The 15,520-nt window shown below is 58.2% G+C and carries 14 protein-coding genes; 10 read left to right on the top strand and 4 right to left on the bottom strand.

Annotation, left to right across the window (positions count from 1 at the left end; all coding sequences use genetic code 11):
• Positions 1 to 8 precede the first annotated feature (8 nt).
• The 6 genes from plsX to ABWQ15_RS04035 all read left to right on the top strand — a co-directional run bounded on the left by plsX (position 9) and on the right by ABWQ15_RS04035 (position 7,218).
• Positions 9 to 1,040 (top strand): phosphate acyltransferase PlsX, encoded by a 1,032-nt coding sequence (gene plsX, locus ABWQ15_RS04060; RefSeq protein WP_353907547.1) that lies wholly within the window; start codon positions 9 to 11, stop codon positions 1,038 to 1,040.
• A 71-nt stretch (positions 1,041 to 1,111) separates the two neighbouring features.
• A complete protein-coding gene (gene acpP, locus ABWQ15_RS04055) occupies positions 1,112 to 1,360 on the top strand; it encodes an acyl carrier protein (protein WP_353907546.1) in 249 nt (82 codons plus the stop codon).
• A gap of 57 nt (positions 1,361 to 1,417) precedes the next feature.
• Entirely contained in the window at positions 1,418 to 2,101 is a 684-nt protein-coding gene (gene rnc, locus ABWQ15_RS04050; RefSeq protein WP_353907545.1) for a ribonuclease III, read from the top strand.
• A gap of 248 nt (positions 2,102 to 2,349) precedes the next feature.
• Positions 2,350 to 3,204, top strand: coding sequence for an undecaprenyl-diphosphate phosphatase (locus ABWQ15_RS04045; RefSeq protein ID WP_353907544.1), 855 nt, complete (start codon positions 2,350 to 2,352; stop codon positions 3,202 to 3,204).
• Positions 3,205 to 3,246: 42 nt separating this feature from the next.
• On the top strand, positions 3,247 to 5,817 hold the full coding sequence (locus ABWQ15_RS04040; protein ID WP_353907543.1) for an FtsK/SpoIIIE family DNA translocase: 2,571 nt from the start codon (positions 3,247 to 3,249) through the stop codon (positions 5,815 to 5,817).
• A 210-nt stretch (positions 5,818 to 6,027) separates the two neighbouring features.
• The gene (locus tag ABWQ15_RS04035) at positions 6,028 to 7,218 is read left to right on the top strand and encodes a pyridoxal phosphate-dependent aminotransferase (RefSeq protein ID WP_353907542.1); all 1,191 of its coding nucleotides are present in this window, start codon (positions 6,028 to 6,030) and stop codon (positions 7,216 to 7,218) included.
• A gap of 127 nt (positions 7,219 to 7,345) precedes the next feature.
• Here ABWQ15_RS04035 and ABWQ15_RS04030 read toward each other — a convergent pair whose 3' ends face one another.
• A complete protein-coding gene (locus tag ABWQ15_RS04030) occupies positions 7,346 to 8,521 on the bottom strand; it encodes an NAD(P)-dependent malic enzyme (protein WP_353907541.1) in 1,176 nt (391 codons plus the stop codon).
• A gap of 618 nt (positions 8,522 to 9,139) precedes the next feature.
• Between ABWQ15_RS04030 and ABWQ15_RS04025 the strand changes: the two genes are divergently transcribed.
• The 4 genes from ABWQ15_RS04025 (at position 9,140) to ABWQ15_RS04010 (ending at position 13,298) form a co-directional block, all read left to right on the top strand.
• Positions 9,140 to 11,011 carry an OPT family oligopeptide transporter gene (locus ABWQ15_RS04025; protein WP_502919107.1) on the top strand — a complete coding sequence of 624 codons (1,872 nt, stop codon included), beginning with the start codon at positions 9,140 to 9,142 and terminating at the stop codon, positions 11,009 to 11,011.
• Positions 11,012 to 11,100: 89 nt separating this feature from the next.
• Positions 11,101 to 11,460 carry a PqqD family protein gene (locus tag ABWQ15_RS04020; RefSeq protein WP_353907539.1) on the top strand — a complete coding sequence of 120 codons (360 nt, stop codon included), beginning with the start codon at positions 11,101 to 11,103 and terminating at the stop codon, positions 11,458 to 11,460.
• Positions 11,457 to 11,801, top strand: a complete 345-nt coding sequence (locus ABWQ15_RS04015) for a hypothetical protein (RefSeq protein ID WP_353907538.1) — start codon at positions 11,457 to 11,459, stop codon at positions 11,799 to 11,801. The genes ABWQ15_RS04020 and ABWQ15_RS04015 overlap by 4 nt, the downstream gene beginning before the upstream one ends.
• Positions 11,802 to 11,858: 57 nt before the next feature.
• A complete protein-coding gene (locus ABWQ15_RS04010; protein ID WP_353907537.1) occupies positions 11,859 to 13,298 on the top strand; it encodes an aminoacyl-histidine dipeptidase in 1,440 nt (479 codons plus the stop codon).
• A gap of 48 nt (positions 13,299 to 13,346) precedes the next feature.
• On the opposite strand, the gene ABWQ15_RS04005 is transcribed toward ABWQ15_RS04010, so the two are convergent.
• From ABWQ15_RS04005 to rsmH, 3 genes are all read right to left on the bottom strand, one after another.
• Entirely contained in the window at positions 13,347 to 13,961 is a 615-nt protein-coding gene (locus ABWQ15_RS04005; protein ID WP_353907536.1) for an HdeD family acid-resistance protein, read from the bottom strand.
• Between the two features lie 126 nt (positions 13,962 to 14,087).
• On the bottom strand, positions 14,088 to 14,426 hold the full coding sequence (locus tag ABWQ15_RS04000) for a nucleotide pyrophosphohydrolase (RefSeq protein ID WP_353907535.1): 339 nt from the start codon (positions 14,424 to 14,426) through the stop codon (positions 14,088 to 14,090).
• 12 nt (positions 14,427 to 14,438) lie between these two features.
• Positions 14,439 to 15,476 (bottom strand): 16S rRNA (cytosine(1402)-N(4))-methyltransferase RsmH, encoded by a 1,038-nt coding sequence (gene rsmH / locus ABWQ15_RS03995; RefSeq protein ID WP_353907534.1) that lies wholly within the window; start codon positions 15,474 to 15,476, stop codon positions 14,439 to 14,441.
• Positions 15,477 to 15,520: the final 44 nt, after the last annotated feature.

The following is a 15,520-nucleotide window of genomic DNA, read 5'->3' as shown; positions in this document are numbered from 1 at the left end:
TGGGCTATATGAAGATCATCGTAGACGCAATGGGCGGAGATAACGCCCCTGGCGAGATCGTAAAGGGCGCGCTGGCCGCCCACAGTACTTATGGAACGGAGATCGTGCTGGTGGGCCGCGCGGCGCAGGTGCTGAAGGCCGTGGGAGACTGCGGCGAGAAGACCCTGCCTGCCGGAGTGGAGATCCGAGACGCCGCCGAGGTGGTGGAAATTGCCGACGACCCCGCCATAGCGTTCAAAAAGAAGAAGGATTCGTCCCTGACCGTGGGGCTGAACATGCTGAAAGACGGTATGGGGGACGGGTTTGTCTCCGCTGGTTCTACCGGCGCGCTGCTCTCCGGGGCCACGCTGGTGGTGAAGCGTATCCGGGGCATCCGCCGGGCGGCGCTGTGCCCCCAGATTCCTGTTCTGGGAGGAAGGGCCGTGCTGTGCGACGCAGGGGCCAACGCGGAATGCACGCCGGAATACCTGCTGCAATTCGCTTTTTTGGGGAGCTTTTATGCCCGGCGGGTCATGGGTGTGGAAAAGCCTCGGGTGGGTCTTTTGAACATCGGCGCGGAGAGCGAAAAGGGCGACACCCTGCGCCATGAGGCCCATGCAGCCCTTGAGCAGGCTGATCAGGCGGGCCGCATTCATTTTGTTGGGAATATCGAGGCGTCCGACGCCATGCTGGGCGGAGCGGATGTCATCGTGGCGGACGGCTTCACCGGGAACGTTATGCTCAAGTCTCTGGAGGGAACGGCAAAATTCATGTCCAAAGAACTGAAGGCAATGTTTCTCTCCGGCGCAAAGACAAAACTTGCGGCGCTGCTGATGAAAGAACAGATGGCCGGGTTCAAGAAGATGCTGGACCCCGGTGAAGTGGGCGGCACGCCGTTTCTTGGAATTACAAAGCCGGTGGTCAAGGCCCACGGCGGGTCCGACGCCCGCGCGATCCAGAATGCGGTGCGGCAGGCGGAGGAATTCGCAAAGAGCGGCTTCATTGCGGATGTGGAAGCCAGCATTGAACAGATGCAGTTGGATGCTGCAGAAAAAATCTGATATCCTATTGACAGAAATGCGGCGCTGCCGTATGATTACTCCAACAACGTGAGACCTGAGGAGTGACTGGTATGTCGAATGAAGAGGTATTTCAGACAATGCGAGATCTGGTGGCTGAGCAGTTTGCGCAGGAACCGGATGAAGTGACCATGGAGACTTCCTTTGAGGAGGATCTGGGAGCGGACTCCGTGGACCTGGTGGAACTGGTGATGGCCATGGAGGAAGAATTTGACGTGGGCGAGATTCAGGAGGACGACCTGAGCGATCTGAAGACCGTGGGGGACGCTGTCCGCTATATCGCCGCAAAACTAAACAGATAAGAAAGAATACCCCGCCCAGCGCGGGGTTTCCTTTTGGAGGAGTGTGAGCGTGCTTTTATGAAGGAACTGGAGGCAAAATTGAATTATACCTTCCGAGATCCGGCCTTGCTGGAGGAGGCGCTGAATCACAGCTCCTACGCCAACGAGCACCGGACCCGGCAGATGAACAGCAACGAACGACTGGAGTTTCTGGGCGATTCGGTGCTGGGCTTTGTGACGGCGGAGTTCTTGTTTTTGCAGCATCCCGACCTGCCGGAGGGGGATCTGACCCGCATTCGGGCGGCGCTGGTATGCGAGCAGAGCCTGTATGAGGTGGCGCGGAAGCTGGAACTTGGCTGTTATCTGAAGCTGGGCAGAGGAGAGGAAGCGGGGGGAGGCCGGGAACGGATCTCCATTTTGGCGGACGCCACCGAAGCGGTATTTGCCGCGGTATATCTGGACGGCGGCATCACGGCAGCCTCCGCGCTGATTCACCGGTGTCTGCTGGACGCGGAGCGGGAAGAGGCTGTGGAGGAGCGACGGCGGGACTTTAAAACGGAGCTTCAGGAGCTGGTCCAGCGCAAGGCCGATCAGGTCCTTCTTTACCGCATGGTGGGGGAGCGGGGACCGGACCATGACAAGACCTTTCTGTCGGAGGTGCTTCTTAACGGCATGGTGATCGGCGCCGGCGGCGGCCACAGCAAGAAGGAAGCGGAGCAGTCTGCCGCCAGGTCCGCCCTGGAAAAGCTGCAAAAAGACTGAAAGTAAATGTAACGGGCGGCGGGGAAACCCGCCGCCTCGACTTGCCCCAAAACTTCTGCGGACTTTCGACGGACTGGGGATGTGTAAATATGACTGGAATTTTACAGACCGCTATGGTATAATTCCAAATAGTTCCGTGAGCCGCGTAAGGATAGAATCAAAGAATACGCGGAACATCGCCGAGAGCCAACCGATCCTCGCCGCTCGCGCGGAGACCGGAAATAAAACGTTCCCGTACATAAAGGAGAGTGGAGCTTTTGTCACTGCTGACATCCATCGTCCTGGGCCTTATCCAGGGCGTTTCAGAATTTTTACCCATTTCCAGCTCCGGACATCTGGCCATCGCGGAGTATATGCTGGGGCAGACGGGGTTTGGAACCCCGCCGGACTTTTTCGACGTATTGTTACATATGGGTACGCTGGTGGCTGTGTTCGTGGCCTACTGGGCGGATATCAAAGCCATGGTCTTCGAACTCTTTCAAGGAATCGGCGACATTGCCCACCACTCCACGCCCACGCCGCTTCCCTCCGCCCGGAGGCTGATTTTCCTCATCATCGTGGGTACGCTGCCGCTGTTTGCGGTGCTGCCCTTCAAGGATCAGATCGAGGGGCTGTCGAGTAACATCTACTTTGTGGCGGTGGCCCTGCTCCTGACCGGCTGCCTGCTGTTTGCCAGCGACCGTGCGCGGAGGGGCCGTAAATCCGAGCGTACCGCCACGATGCTGGATGTACTTCTGGTGGGCGTGGGGCAGGCCGTCGCCACCTGTCCGGGCATCTCCCGCTCCGGAACCACCATCACTGCCGGGTGCTTCGTGGGCTTTGAGCGGAAATTTGCCGTGCGGTTTTCCTTTCTGCTGTCGATTCCCGCCGTGCTGGGCGCCAATATCCTGACGTTGAAGGATGCGGTGGAGACCGGTATTGAATGGGGCGAGGTGCCGGTTTATCTGGCGGGAGTTCTGGTGGCCGCGCTGGTGGGGTATGCCTGCATCCGGCTGCTGAAAATGATTGCGGATAAGGGCAAATTCGGCTGGTTTGCATACTACTGCTGGGCTGTGGGCCTTTTGACGCTGGTTCTCACCTTTGTCAAGAATACCACGGCCTGATTGATAGCTTTTACGAAAGAGCGAGTATAGGGAGGTACGACTGTGGCGAGCACCACGACAAAAGGGAGCGGAACGTCGAGAAAAACCAACGGAGGCCGGAGAAAAGCGGCTCCTCCGACGAAAAAACCCGTCCGCAGGGAGGCGGGGGGCATCATCTGCCTTGTGTTGGCGCTGTGCGCGGCGGTGAGCTATTTCGGCATTGACGCCGTCTTTATAGACTGGTTTGCCGTGCTGCTCAAGGGCCTGTTCGGGTATGGCTATTGGCTGGCGGGTCCGGCGCTGGCGCTGGCGGGGGTTGGCTTGCTGCTTCACCACGGGCGACCCGTGGCTTTGCGGATAACCTGCGCTTTGCTGACGCCGCTTTTATTCGGAGCGCTGGCCCATATGGTCCTTCTCAAGGACGGATATGAGTTTGCAAAGGGCATTTTGAAGTCCCTGTGGATTTCCGGCGGCGCGCTCAAGTCCGGCGGCGCGGTCTCCGGGATGATTGCCGTTGGAGCAGTGACGGCTTTTTCGCGGGTGGCCTCCATCATCATTTTTGTGGTATTGTTTATTACGCTGGCCATGGTTTCCCTCCATGTCTCGCCCGGCGGACTGGCAGAAAGGCACCGCAACCGTGTCCGGTACGAGCCGGAGCCGGAGAAAGCTCCGTGCCCCGCGCCGGCCATTCCCGCCGAAGCATCCCGCAACCGGGGTGAGACGCGCTCTGTCATTGATATTCCGCTGGACGGCGAGCAAAGGCTCGAGCCGGAGAAGAAACCCGGCCTGCTCAAGGGCTTTTTCCGCCAGAAATCCGACCAGCAGATCACTCCAGACCAGCTTTTGGCGGAGGAGGCGGCAAAGAACGCCCCGCAGCCTGTCCAGACCGCTCCACCGGTTGTTTCGCCGGAACCGCTTTCCATGCCCGCACCCGTGGTTGCCCCGGTGCCGGTGCCCGCAGCTCCGTCCGCGCCTATGCCTATTCCTGCTCCGGCACCGGCTGCGGTCGAGAAGCCCAAATCCGCCGCGGGTGAGGTTGCCGCTGCCACCGCCGAGGTTACGGCTCAGATTGCGCACACGATGGCGTCCGGCGAAAGCGACTATCAGTTCCCGGCCGTTACATTGCTGAACGAAAACACGGGCAGCGATTTTTCCGAGGCCGGGGCGGAGCTTCGGAACAACGCCCGCCGCCTCAGCGAGACGCTGAAGAGCTTTGGTGTGGAGGCCACGGCGGGGGAGGTAGTCCACGGGCCCACCGTCACTCGGTATGAATTTGTGCTGGACCAGGGCGTAAAGCTCTCCAAGATCACCAATTTGGCGGATGATATCGCGCTGGCTCTGGGGGCCTCCGGCGTCCGCATCGCGCCCATCCCCGATAAAATCTCCGTGGTGGGCATCGAGGTGCCCAACAAGTATGTGTCCTCCGTCCTGATCCGGGACGTGGTGGAATCCGGTACATTCGTAAACCACAAATCCTCCGTGTCCTTCGCTGTGGGCAAGGATATCGGCGGACACTGCATCGTGGGCGATATTGGAAAACTGCCCCACGTGTTGATAGCGGGAACCACCGGCTCCGGTAAGTCCGTATGTACCAACTCTCTGATCGTCAGCCTGATGTACAAGTCCGGCCCCGATAAGGTGCGCTTTATCATGGTGGACCCCAAAATGGTGGAGCTGGCCCCGTATAACGGTATCCCGCATTTGCTGATCCCTGTGGTGACGGACCCGAAAAAAGCCGCCGGGGCGCTCCAGTGGGCAGTATACGAGATGATGAAGCGGTACAAGATTTTCTCGGAGCACAACGTGAAGGACCTGAAGGGGTATAACGCCTTAGCACGGACCGGCGAGGAGCTTACGACCATGCCCTCTGTGGTGGTGGTCATCGACGAGCTGGCCGATCTGATGCTGGTGGCCGCGAAGGAGGTGGAGGAATCCATCTGCCGTGTGGCTCAGATGGGCCGTGCCGCCGGAATGCATTTGGTCATCGCCACGCAGCGTCCTTCCGCCGACGTCATCACCGGCATCATGAAGGCGAATATTCCCAGCCGCATCGCCTTTGCGGTGGCGTCCTCGCTGGAATCCCGCATCATTCTGGATACGCAGGGTGCGGAAAAGCTGGTGGGCAGAGGGGATATGCTGTATTTCCCGCTGGGCTCCGGAAAACCCACCCGTGTGCAGGGCTGCTTCATAAGCCCGGAGGAGATTGAGCGGGTGGTGGAGTTTGCCAAACAAACCGGCGAGGCCCACTACTCCGACGAGGTTATGCAGAAAATCGAGGAGAACGTTCAGCAGAAGGAGAAATCCTCGGGCGGCAAAGGCGGCGCCATGTCGGAACCGGTCGAGGACGAGGGCGACGAGCTCCTGCCCGCTGCGGTGGACGTGGTGCTGGAAACCGGACAGGCGTCCGTCTCCATGCTTCAGCGCCGACTGAAATTGGGATATTCCCGTGCTGCCCGCTTGGTGGACCAGATGGAGCAGCGGGGGATCGTGGGACCGTTTGAGGGATCCAAGCCCCGTCAGCTGCTGATTACAAAGGAGAAGTGGCAGGAACTGCAAATGGGCGGCTCCAGCGCCGCCGTACCAACACCCGATGAACCGCCTTTCGACGAGGAACTGTCAGAGGAGGAGAAGTGAGGGACGGATTGTCAACGGTTGTCTGATTTATACAATAAAGGGATGAAAACCCGAACAGTGCATTGTACAAAATGTCATGCCTTGCAGAGCGAAGCGGACGATAGGAAAGTGTTGACAACCCAGTTAAAGGCGCTTAAAATGGAAACATGGGCCAATATGCGCAGATAATTTGCGTAGGCAGTTTACAAAATAAAAAGGAGGTATCCTGTCATGAAGTTTTCGAGCAAGATCGAAAAGTGCGGTTTGTCCCCCATGCGGAAGTTCCATCCCTTTGCGGTGGCGGCGGAAGCCAAGGGACGCAAGATCTACCACCTGAATATCGGCCAGCCTGACATTGAAACCCCTGCTGTCTTTTTTGACGCGGTGAAGGACTTTAAGCAGCCCGTTCTGGCGTACGCGCCCTCTCCAGGCGTTCCCGAGTTTGTGGAGGCTGTCCGCGGTTACTATGCAAAGCTTGGCATCAAGCTGGATTCCGGCGACATTTTGGCCGCCACCGGCGGCAGCGAAGCGCTGGAGATGGTCATGGAGTGCATTTTGGACGACGGAGACGAGATCCTGATCCCAGAGCCCTTCTATCCGAACTATAACACCTTCACACGGGTTACCGGCGGCAAGATCCATCCGATTCCCACTACCCCGGAAGAGGGCTATTATTATGCCGACCGCAAGAAGATTGAGTCGGAGATTAACGAGCATACCCGCGCCATTATGGTCACCAATCCCGGCAACCCCACCGGCGTGGTCCTGACCCACGACGAAATGAAGCTGATCGTGGACATCGCCAAGGAGCATAACCTGTTTGTGATCGGCGACGAGGTGTACCGCGAATTTGTCTATGGCGGCGAGAAGCTTGCCACCATGCTGGAATTTGAGGATGCAGCCGATAATGTCATCGTGATCGACTCCGTGTCCAAGCGGTTCTCCGCCTGCGGCGCCCGCGTGGGCGTTTTGATCTCCCGCAATAAGGAACTGATGTCTCACGCCATGAAATATTGCCAGGGCCGTCTCTGCTCCGCAACGCTGGATCAGGTAGGCGCCGCCACGCTGTACAGCGTGGGACCCGAGTACTTTGCCGCTGTCCGCGACGAGTATAAGAAGCGCCGCGACACCTGCATGGCGGGTCTGAAGAAGATCCCCGGCGTGGTGTGCGAGTGCCCCAAGGGCGCGTTCTATATCATGGCAAAGCTGCCGGTGGACAACACCGATACATTCCAGCAGTGGCTGTTGGAGCATTTTGAAGACCACGGTGACACTGTCATGTTCGCGCCCGGCGAGGGCTTCTATGCCACTCCCGGTAAGGGACGCGACGAAGTTCGCCTTGCTTACGTTTTGAAGCAGGCCGATCTGGAGCGCTCCATGGAGCTGCTTGCTCTCGGCATCAAGGCTTATAACGCCCGGTAAGAGAGACCGAAGGGTCTGATGCCCCGCATGTATGCGGAGTCGTCCGCATCGGACAAAAATCAAACAGGGAATTTGGAAACCGGGAGAGGCGATTGCCTCTCCCGGTTTTTTCTGTCGTGGATGAAATTTAGATCCGGGCAACGCCGGTCCGCCTTGCCGCTTCGGCTACGGCCTTGGCCACCGCCGGACCTACTCGGGGGTCAAAGGCGGCGGGAATAATGTAGTCCTCGTTCAGCTCCTCATCGGAGATCAGGCCCGCCAGTGCCTGGGCGGCGGCAACCTTCATCTCCTCGTTGATGTCGCTGGCCCGGACGTCAAACACGCCCCGGAAAATGCCGGGGAAGGCCAAGACATTGTTAATCTGATTGGGATAGTCGCTGCGGCCGGTGGAAACCACCCGCGCTCCGGCGGCCTTGGCCTCGTCGGGGAAAATTTCCGGCGTGGGGTTGGCGCAGGCGAAGAGGATCGGGTCCTTGGCCATGGAGCGGACCATATCCTGAGAGACAGAGCCGGGGGCGGACACGCCGATAAACACATCTGCGCCCCGCATGGCATCCGACAGAGAACCCTTTAGGTTGCGGGGGTTCGTGACCTCCGCCATCTCAGTTTTGATCCAGTTCATGCCCTTCTCCCGACCTTTGTATACGATTCCCGTCCGGTCACAGAGGGTCACGTCCCTCGCGCCCGCGGAAAGAAGAAGCTTTGTGATGGCAATGGCCGCCGCACCTGCGCCGTTCACGGCGATTTTGACATTTTCCAGCTGCTTGCCCACGACCTTCAGCGCGTTCTGAAGACCTGCCAAGGTGATGACGGCGGTTCCGTGCTGGTCATCGTGGAAGATGGGAATATCGCATTTTTCCTTCAGCTTCCGCTCAATCTCAAAGCACCGTGGAGCGGCGATATCCTCCAGATTCACGCCTCCAAAGCTGCCGGAGATCAGGTAAATCGTGTTGACGATCTCGTCCACGTCCTTGCTCTTGATGCAAAGAGGGAAGGCGTCCACATTGCCAAAGGCCTTGAACAGGACGCATTTTCCCTCCATCACGGGCATACCTGCCTCCGGGCCGATGTCGCCCAGCCCCAGAACGGCACTGCCGTCGGTGACCACCAGGCACATATTGTGGCGGCGGGTCAGGTCATAGCTCTTGCCGACGTCCTTCTGAATCTCCAGGCAGGGCTGCGCCACGCCGGGTGTGTAGGCCAGACTCAGATCATCTCTGGTGGCCACCGGTACGGTTGCTACCACCTCAATTTTTCCCTTCCACTCCCCGTGCAGACGCAGGGACTCTTTTGCATAATCCATGGTATTTCCTCCTTGCCGCGCCGCTGTGGGGACGCGGGTATTTCGTTTGATACAGTGCGGCGGCACGGTTTGATGCCCCGCAGCACGGGTAACCCCATCGCCGACCACAATTTGGCGCTCGGTCACCCGCTTCGCGGATGGAACTGGCTAGATATTCTGTGGTATATAAAACACGTTTCGACCATTATACCACAATTCCGTGGAGAGCGGCAATGTCTCTTTAAATGAAATCGGGGAGTATATCCGTGAGCGCATGACCGATAGAAAGCGCAGAATACGTTTAATGACACGTCGGAAGTACTTTGGTACAGGGCAGGTGGAAGATCGCTGGAAGCCCTTTAATTTGGTAATTCTATATATAAACTGGTTGTAAAATTTTTGAGCCACAAAACATTTTTGGCGTTTTTAACAGATTCTTAACGGGTTTTCCGGCAAAACAAAGAAAAAACCGCAGGGCCCTGGAATATCTTGACGGACGACTTCCATACGAGTACAATAATTATGCAGAATGTGCATGGACCGTGTACTTCTCTGTGAAGCGCTAAATCATTAAAGTGAAAGAGGGGAAAATCAGTGGTAGAAAACAAGTACCAACCTTACGTCCCGGCGGACAAGATTATGCCAGAATTTACGGTCGTGTCCGTACTTCTTGGCTCGATTTTGGCCATTGTCTTCGGCGGCGCAAACGCGTATCTGGGACTACGCGTGGGCATGACGGTTTCCGCTTCCATTCCGGCGGCGGTTCTGTCTATGGGCATTATCCGGTTTATCCTTAAGCGTGACTCTATTCTGGAAAACAACATGGTCCAGACCATCGGCTCCGCCGGTGAGTCGGTGGCCGCGGGCGCGATCTTCACCCTGCCTGCTCTGTTTATGTGGGCCAAAGAGGGTGTGTGCGATGCGCCCTCCCTCTTAGAGATCGGCCTCATTGCCCTGGTGGGCGGCATTTTGGGCGTACTGTTCATGGTGCCCCTGCGCTCCGCCCTGATCGTGAAGGAACACGGTACGCTGGCGTATCCCGAGGGGACGGCCTGCGCCGAGGTCCTGATTGCCGGCGAGGAGGGCGGCGCGAAGGCGTCCACCGTGTTCGCGGGTCTTGGCATTGCGGCGGGGTACAAATTCATTGCCGACGGTCTGAAGGTGTTCCCCAGCGAGGTTGCCTATCAGATTCCCGGCTACAAGGGTGCAGGGATCGGCATGGATGTGCTGCCCGCACTGGCCGGCGTGGGCTACATATGCGGCGTCAAGGTCTCCTCGTACCTGTTCGCCGGCGGCGTGACGGCATGGTTTATCCTGATGCCTCTGATCGCCCTGTTTGGCGGCGATGTCATTATGTTCCCGGCCGACAAGACGGTGAGCGCCCTACTGATGGAGGGTGGCCCAGACGCCATTTGGAGCAAGTTCATTCGTTACATCGGCGCCGGCGCGGTGCTGGCGGGCGGCATTATGAGCCTCATCAGCTCCCTGCCCCTGATCGTGCGTACCTTTAAGGATGCCATCGGCGGATACGGCAAGAACGGCGTTTCCACCCTGCGCACGGAGCAGGACCTGTCCATGAAGTTCCTGATGATCGGCGTGGCCGTTCTAGCCGTGGCCCTGTGGCTGATTCCGACGATTCCCCTGAACCTGTTTGGGGCCATCCTCGTGGTGATTTTCGGCTTCTTCTTCGCAACCGTTTCCTCCCGCATGGTGGGTTTGATCGGCTCTTCCAACAACCCCGTCTCCGGCATGGCCATCGCTACGCTGCTGATCTCCACCCTGCTGCTGAAGGCCACCGGTCAGGATGGCCCTCAGGGCATGACCGCGGCGATCACCATCGGCGGCATCATCTGCGTCATCGCGGCTATCGCGGGCGATACCTCTCAGGATCTGAAGACCGGATTTTTGGTGGGCGCAACTCCCAAGAAGCAGCAGATCGGCGAGATTATCGGATGCATCGTCTCCGCTATCGCGATCGGCGCCATCATGTATCTGCTGAGCGCTGCCTGGGGCTATGGTTCTCATGAACTGCCCGCTCCTCAGGCAATGTTGATGAAGATGGTGGTGGAGGGCGTCATGGGCGGCAACCTGCCCTGGACGCTGGTGTTCACCGGCATATTTATCGCCATCGTGGTCAAGGTGCTGGGTATCCCCGTATTGCCCTTTGCCATCGGACTGTACCTGCCCATCTACCTGTCCACCCCCATCATGGCCGGTGGCCTGCTGCGGTGGTTCATGGAGAAGCGCAAGTATACCGATGAGAAGGCCAAGAACGACGCGGTCCAGTCCGGCGTGCTCTATACCTCCGGCCTGATCGCGGGCGAGGGTATTGTGGGCATTGTTCTGGCGGTGTTTGCCGTGGTGGGACTGAACGTGGATATCTCCGGGGTGTTCAGCATCGGCAGAATCGGCGCTCTGATTTGCTTCGCTGTTATCCTCTACACGATTTACGCCTATGCAAAGAAGGGCGCTAAGGCTGCGGAACAGGACGCAGTGAAATCCAGCAAGTGAGCAAGTGACAAATATATCTTGAGAAAAACCCCACCGGGCTGTATACTCCATAGTATACAGCCCGATTTGGGCAAACAGGAGCGATGCGCATGGCTAAAACGAAAGCGGAAAACTATCTGGATTACGTGCCTGTGGCCAATCCCAAAAATAATTGGGATGAGAAGGACGGTATCGTTACCATCCATATGATCCACCGGGGTTTCTACGCAAAGATCGCCCAGAAGTTTTTTCACACTCCCCGGGTCAGCAATATTGATCTGGACGGGTACGGCAGCTTCCTCTGGATGCAGATCGACGGAGAGCGGACCGTGGGCCAGATGGCGGAGCAAATGAAGGCGCGGTTCGGCCAAGACGCCGAGCCGCTGTACGACCGTCTGGTGAAGTACGTCCAGATCCTGCGGAACAATGATTTTGTTCTGTTCCGGGGAAGGGATAAGGCGTCGCAATGAGCAAGGGCATGATTGCGCTGGGCGTTGTCCTGTTTGCGATTGCAGGGGCCATCCTCTATGCGTGGGGGCTTAAAAAGTCCATGACGCAGGGAGAGGAGCTTCAGCGGATGCTGCTGAACAGATGCGGCGGCAAGGTGATCCGGTATCTCAAAAAGAACGGGACGATCTCCGAAAAGGAGATGGCGTCTGTGGTGGCAGGCGTACAGGCCGGTCAATTCTGGTCCAGGCGCCGTGCGGCGGTGCAGGACCCGCGAAAGTTCACAAAACAGCTGACGGAGTTTCTTCTGGACCAGCAATATATTGAGTCTGCAGATAAGGGACGCTACCGTCTGAGGCGGTGAACAGCTCTCCGCTTCTTAGCCATTTTGTTATAAGAAAAATGAAAGGAATGATTAATTATGGCGGTTTTGGATCAACTGGAGCCGAAGAAGGTTTTTCGATTCTTTGAGGAGATGTGCGCCATCCCCCATGGCTCCGGCAACACAAAGGCGGTCAGCGACTGGTGCGCGGACTTTGCAAAAAAACGGGGCCTTGAATACCATCAGGACGCGGCCAACAATATCATCATCATCAAAGAAGCCACCGCCGGATATGAGAAGGCGGAGCCGGTCATCCTCCAGGGCCATTTGGACATGGTCTGCGAAGAGATTCCCGAGTGCGCCAAGGACATGGCGAAGGAGGGACTTGATCTGGCTGTGGACGGCGATCTGGTTTTGGCAAAGGGGACTACGCTGGGCGGCGACGACGGCATCGCCGTGGCCATGGCTATGGCGATTCTGGACGCGGATGATCTGGCCCATCCCCGGATTGAGGCGGTGTTTACCGTGGATGAGGAGATCGGCATGCTGGGTGCGAATGCGCTGGACGTGTCGCCTTTGAAGGGCCGGAAATTCCTGAACATGGACTCTGAGGCTGAGGGTATCTTCACCGTCAGCTGCGCGGGGGGAAATATGACCAGGTGTACGCTCCCCGTCCAGCGGAGCGATTTTGACGGCTCGGCGCTCACCGTAACGGTGAGCGGCCTGATCGGCGGCCACTCAGGACAGGAGATCGACAAGGGCCGGGGAAACTCCAGCTTGCTGATGGGCCGCGCGCTGCTGGCCATGAGTCAGGTGACCGAGCTGCGGCTTGTTACGGTGAACGGCGGATTGAAGGACAATGCCATTCCCCGGGAGACGACGGCCACCGTGCTGGTTGCCGACGAGCAGAAGGCCCGTGCTGCCGCGGAGCAGCTGGACGCGGCGCTGAGGAATGAGTTCCGTGTCACTGACAAGGACGTGACTTTGACGGTGACCTCCGGCAAGGCGGCCAAGGTCCCTATGGATGCGGATTCCACCGCCCGCTGTGTGTGCTTCCTCAGCTGTGCCCCCAACGGCATTTATGCCATGAGCGCCGATATCGCCGGACTGGTGCAGACCTCTTTGAACCTGGGCATCCTCACTACCCAAGAAGATGCCATGACGGCTTCCTTCTGCGTGCGCAGCAGTGTGGGCAGTCAGAAGGAAATGCTGAAGGCCCGGCTTACCTGCCTTGCGAAGCAGTTGGGTGGAAAGACGGAGGTTTTCGGTGAGTACGACGCTTGGGAGTACCGCGCCGAGTCCCCGCTGCGGGACCTGATGGTGGAGGTCTACAAGGACCAGTACGGCAAGGCTCCGAAGATCGAGGCCATTCACGCGGGCGTGGAGTGCGGTTTGTTCTCCGGCAAGATGCCGGGGCTGGACTGCGTTTCCATCGGCCCGGACCTGACCGAGATCCACACCCCGCGGGAGCGGCTGAGCATCGCCTCCACGCAGCGGATGTGGAAATTCGTGGTGGAAGTTCTGAAGCGCTCCAAGTAAGCGAGTTCTAAATAAAGAGACGACCGGCATTCGCCGGTCGTCTCTTTATCATTCATTCGATTTCGTTTCCTCGGTAAAATCCGCATCCACCGCATTTGCCTGAGCTTCGGTATCCTTCGCCGCCTGCTTTGCAGCCTTGGAAACCTGAGCGGTGATCCAGATGTCGGACAACCCGTCGTACAGCAGGAAAAAGCCGATGATCCGCACAATGGTGGACAGGACAGTGAAGGAGTAAAAAACCAGCACCGCGCCCAGCGCCAGCGTCACAAGACCCAGGATCAGCGCCGCAGTCCAGCGGGGATAAGCGGCCCGGTTCAGTGTGACGGCGTCTCCGATGTCGCCCAAACCGTGGATGCAGATGAGAACACCGAACACCCTAGGCACCAATATGGCCACAAGCTGAGGGCTGGCAATGATCCACGCGCCCAGCGCCGCCAGAATAATACCCAGCACCAGCATACCGCCGGAATACAGACTGCCGTCCCGATGGGTGAGAAACAGGATCACGTCGATGATCCCGCATAGCAGCAAGACCGCTCCCAGCGCCAGACACAGCATGCTGGCCGAGGTGACGGGCCAGAGAATCAGTACCAGCCCGAGAACCGTGTATACAACGGCGTTCACCAGTGAATTTATCTTGATCTTTTTAAAAATACCGTTCACGTTGTTTCCTCCCAACCGTCCTTTAAAAACAGACTTAGTGTGTTCTTCTGCGATTCTGCTCTGAAAACGCGCGATGAAATCCAGAGGGGACCGCGTACCTGCTCTCCGGCTTCGTACCGTTCCCGCTCAGCGCAGCTCCGTGTACTTTGCCGCGTTTCCCCGCGCTTTCTCCACGGGGTATTTGGCCGCGTTCCTTGCGACCTTTTCGTTCACGATCTCGTCCAGGTCCAGCCCACAGACGTCCGCCATTAAATTGCAATAGCTCAGCACGTCCGCCAGTTCCTCACGAAGCTTGTCCGTCTTATCCCGACACTCCAGATCCGTGCCGCTCCACTGAAAGATTTCCAACAGCTCCGCGGCCTCCAGATTCAGAGAAATTGCCAGATCCTTGGGTGTATGAAACTGACGCCAGTCCCGGTCGTCCCGAAATTTCAGAACCCGTCGGATCGTCTCGTCTTTCAGCATGTCAGCTCCTCCTTATGCCCGGATGGCCCAGCGCAGCTTTGTGGACCGCGCCCGGGGATTCCGGAAGCACTCCTCGGCAGAGGGACGGGTGACCTCGTCGGCCACGGCGCTGTAAACGCCCTCCCGTTGATGCTGACGGAACGCCTTTTTCACCAGTCGGTCTTCGCCGGAATGGAAGGTCAGCACAGCGGCTCGCCCGCCGGGCTTTAAAACGCCGGGCAGCTTTTCAAGAAAGCTATAAAGCGATTCAAACTCGCTGTTTACGTCGATGCGCAGTGCCTGGAATGTCCGTTGGCAGGATTTTTTCGCCGCCTCCTTTCGCTCCCCGGCGGGGAGGAAGGAGAGCGTATCCTCGATGATTCCGGCCAGCTGCTTTGTGGTGTCTACCGTCCCGCCCTGCCGGAATATCTGCGTAACGGCCCGCGCAATGCGGTCGGCGTACGGTTCATCGGAATTTTCCGCCAGCATGGCGGAGAACTCCCCCTCGTCCAGCTCCCGCAGACGCTCCGCAGCGGTGACGCCGGAGGTGGGGTCCAGCCGGAGGTCCAGCGGGCCGTCGTATTTAAAGGTGAAGCCCCTCGTCGGGTCGTCGATCTGCATGGAGGAGACGCCCAGGTCCGCCAGAACAAAGTCAAAGAGAACGCCGGGGGCCACCTGGTCCAATTGAGCGAAATTCATCCGGCGAATGGTGAGAATGTCCGGCCCAAAGCCCGCGGCTTCCAACCGGACACGGGCCTTTTCGGACTCAATGGGGTCTATGTCGGTGGCATACAGATGCCCCTGGCCCTGAAGTTTCTCCAGCATCTTTCGGGAATGACCGCCGTAACCCAGAGTCGCGTCAAGACCGGTCTGCCCCGGCTGTATATCCAGAAAGTCCAGGATTTCCTCCACCATGATGGGAATGTGCATCCCGGCGGGGGTTTTTCCGCTTTGAAGCACCTTTTCAACGTCGGCGTGGTATTTATCTGGGTCCAGTTCCTTGTATTTTTCCCGGAAGCTCCGGGGATGGGTGCCCTGATAGCGCGCGCGGCGCCTGTGTTCCTGCTCCATGACGTCAACTCCTTGTCCGGCTGCGGCAGTTGGATTTGGCGATG

The sequence above is a fragment of the Oscillibacter sp. genome (assembly GCF_040505565.1).
Lineage (GTDB): Bacteria > Bacillota > Clostridia > Oscillospirales > Oscillospiraceae > Oscillibacter.
This window is presented reverse-complemented; position numbering and strand designations above follow the sequence as displayed.

Coding starts and splice junctions, on each gene's coding strand:
- acpP (WP_353907546.1), top strand. CDS start 1,112: ATGTCGAATGAAGAGGTATTTCAGACAATGCGAGATCTGGTGGCTGAG.
- rnc (WP_353907545.1), top strand. CDS start 1,418: ATGAAGGAACTGGAGGCAAAATTGAATTATACCTTCCGAGATCCGGCC.
- ABWQ15_RS04030 (WP_353907541.1), bottom strand. CDS start 8,521: ATGGATTATGCAAAAGAGTCCCTGCGTCTGCACGGGGAGTGGAAGGGA.
- rsmH (WP_353907534.1), bottom strand. CDS start 15,476: ATGGAGCAGGAACACAGGCGCCGCGCGCGCTATCAGGGCACCCATCCC.
- ABWQ15_RS04020 (WP_353907539.1), top strand. CDS start 11,101: ATGGCTAAAACGAAAGCGGAAAACTATCTGGATTACGTGCCTGTGGCC.
- ABWQ15_RS04015 (WP_353907538.1), top strand. CDS start 11,457: ATGAGCAAGGGCATGATTGCGCTGGGCGTTGTCCTGTTTGCGATTGCA.
- ABWQ15_RS04025 (WP_502919107.1), top strand. CDS start 9,140: ATGCCAGAATTTACGGTCGTGTCCGTACTTCTTGGCTCGATTTTGGCC.
- ABWQ15_RS04035 (WP_353907542.1), top strand. CDS start 6,028: ATGAAGTTTTCGAGCAAGATCGAAAAGTGCGGTTTGTCCCCCATGCGG.
- ABWQ15_RS04010 (WP_353907537.1), top strand. CDS start 11,859: ATGGCGGTTTTGGATCAACTGGAGCCGAAGAAGGTTTTTCGATTCTTT.
- plsX (WP_353907547.1), top strand. CDS start 9: ATGAAGATCATCGTAGACGCAATGGGCGGAGATAACGCCCCTGGCGAG.
- ABWQ15_RS04000 (WP_353907535.1), bottom strand. CDS start 14,426: ATGCTGAAAGACGAGACGATCCGACGGGTTCTGAAATTTCGGGACGAC.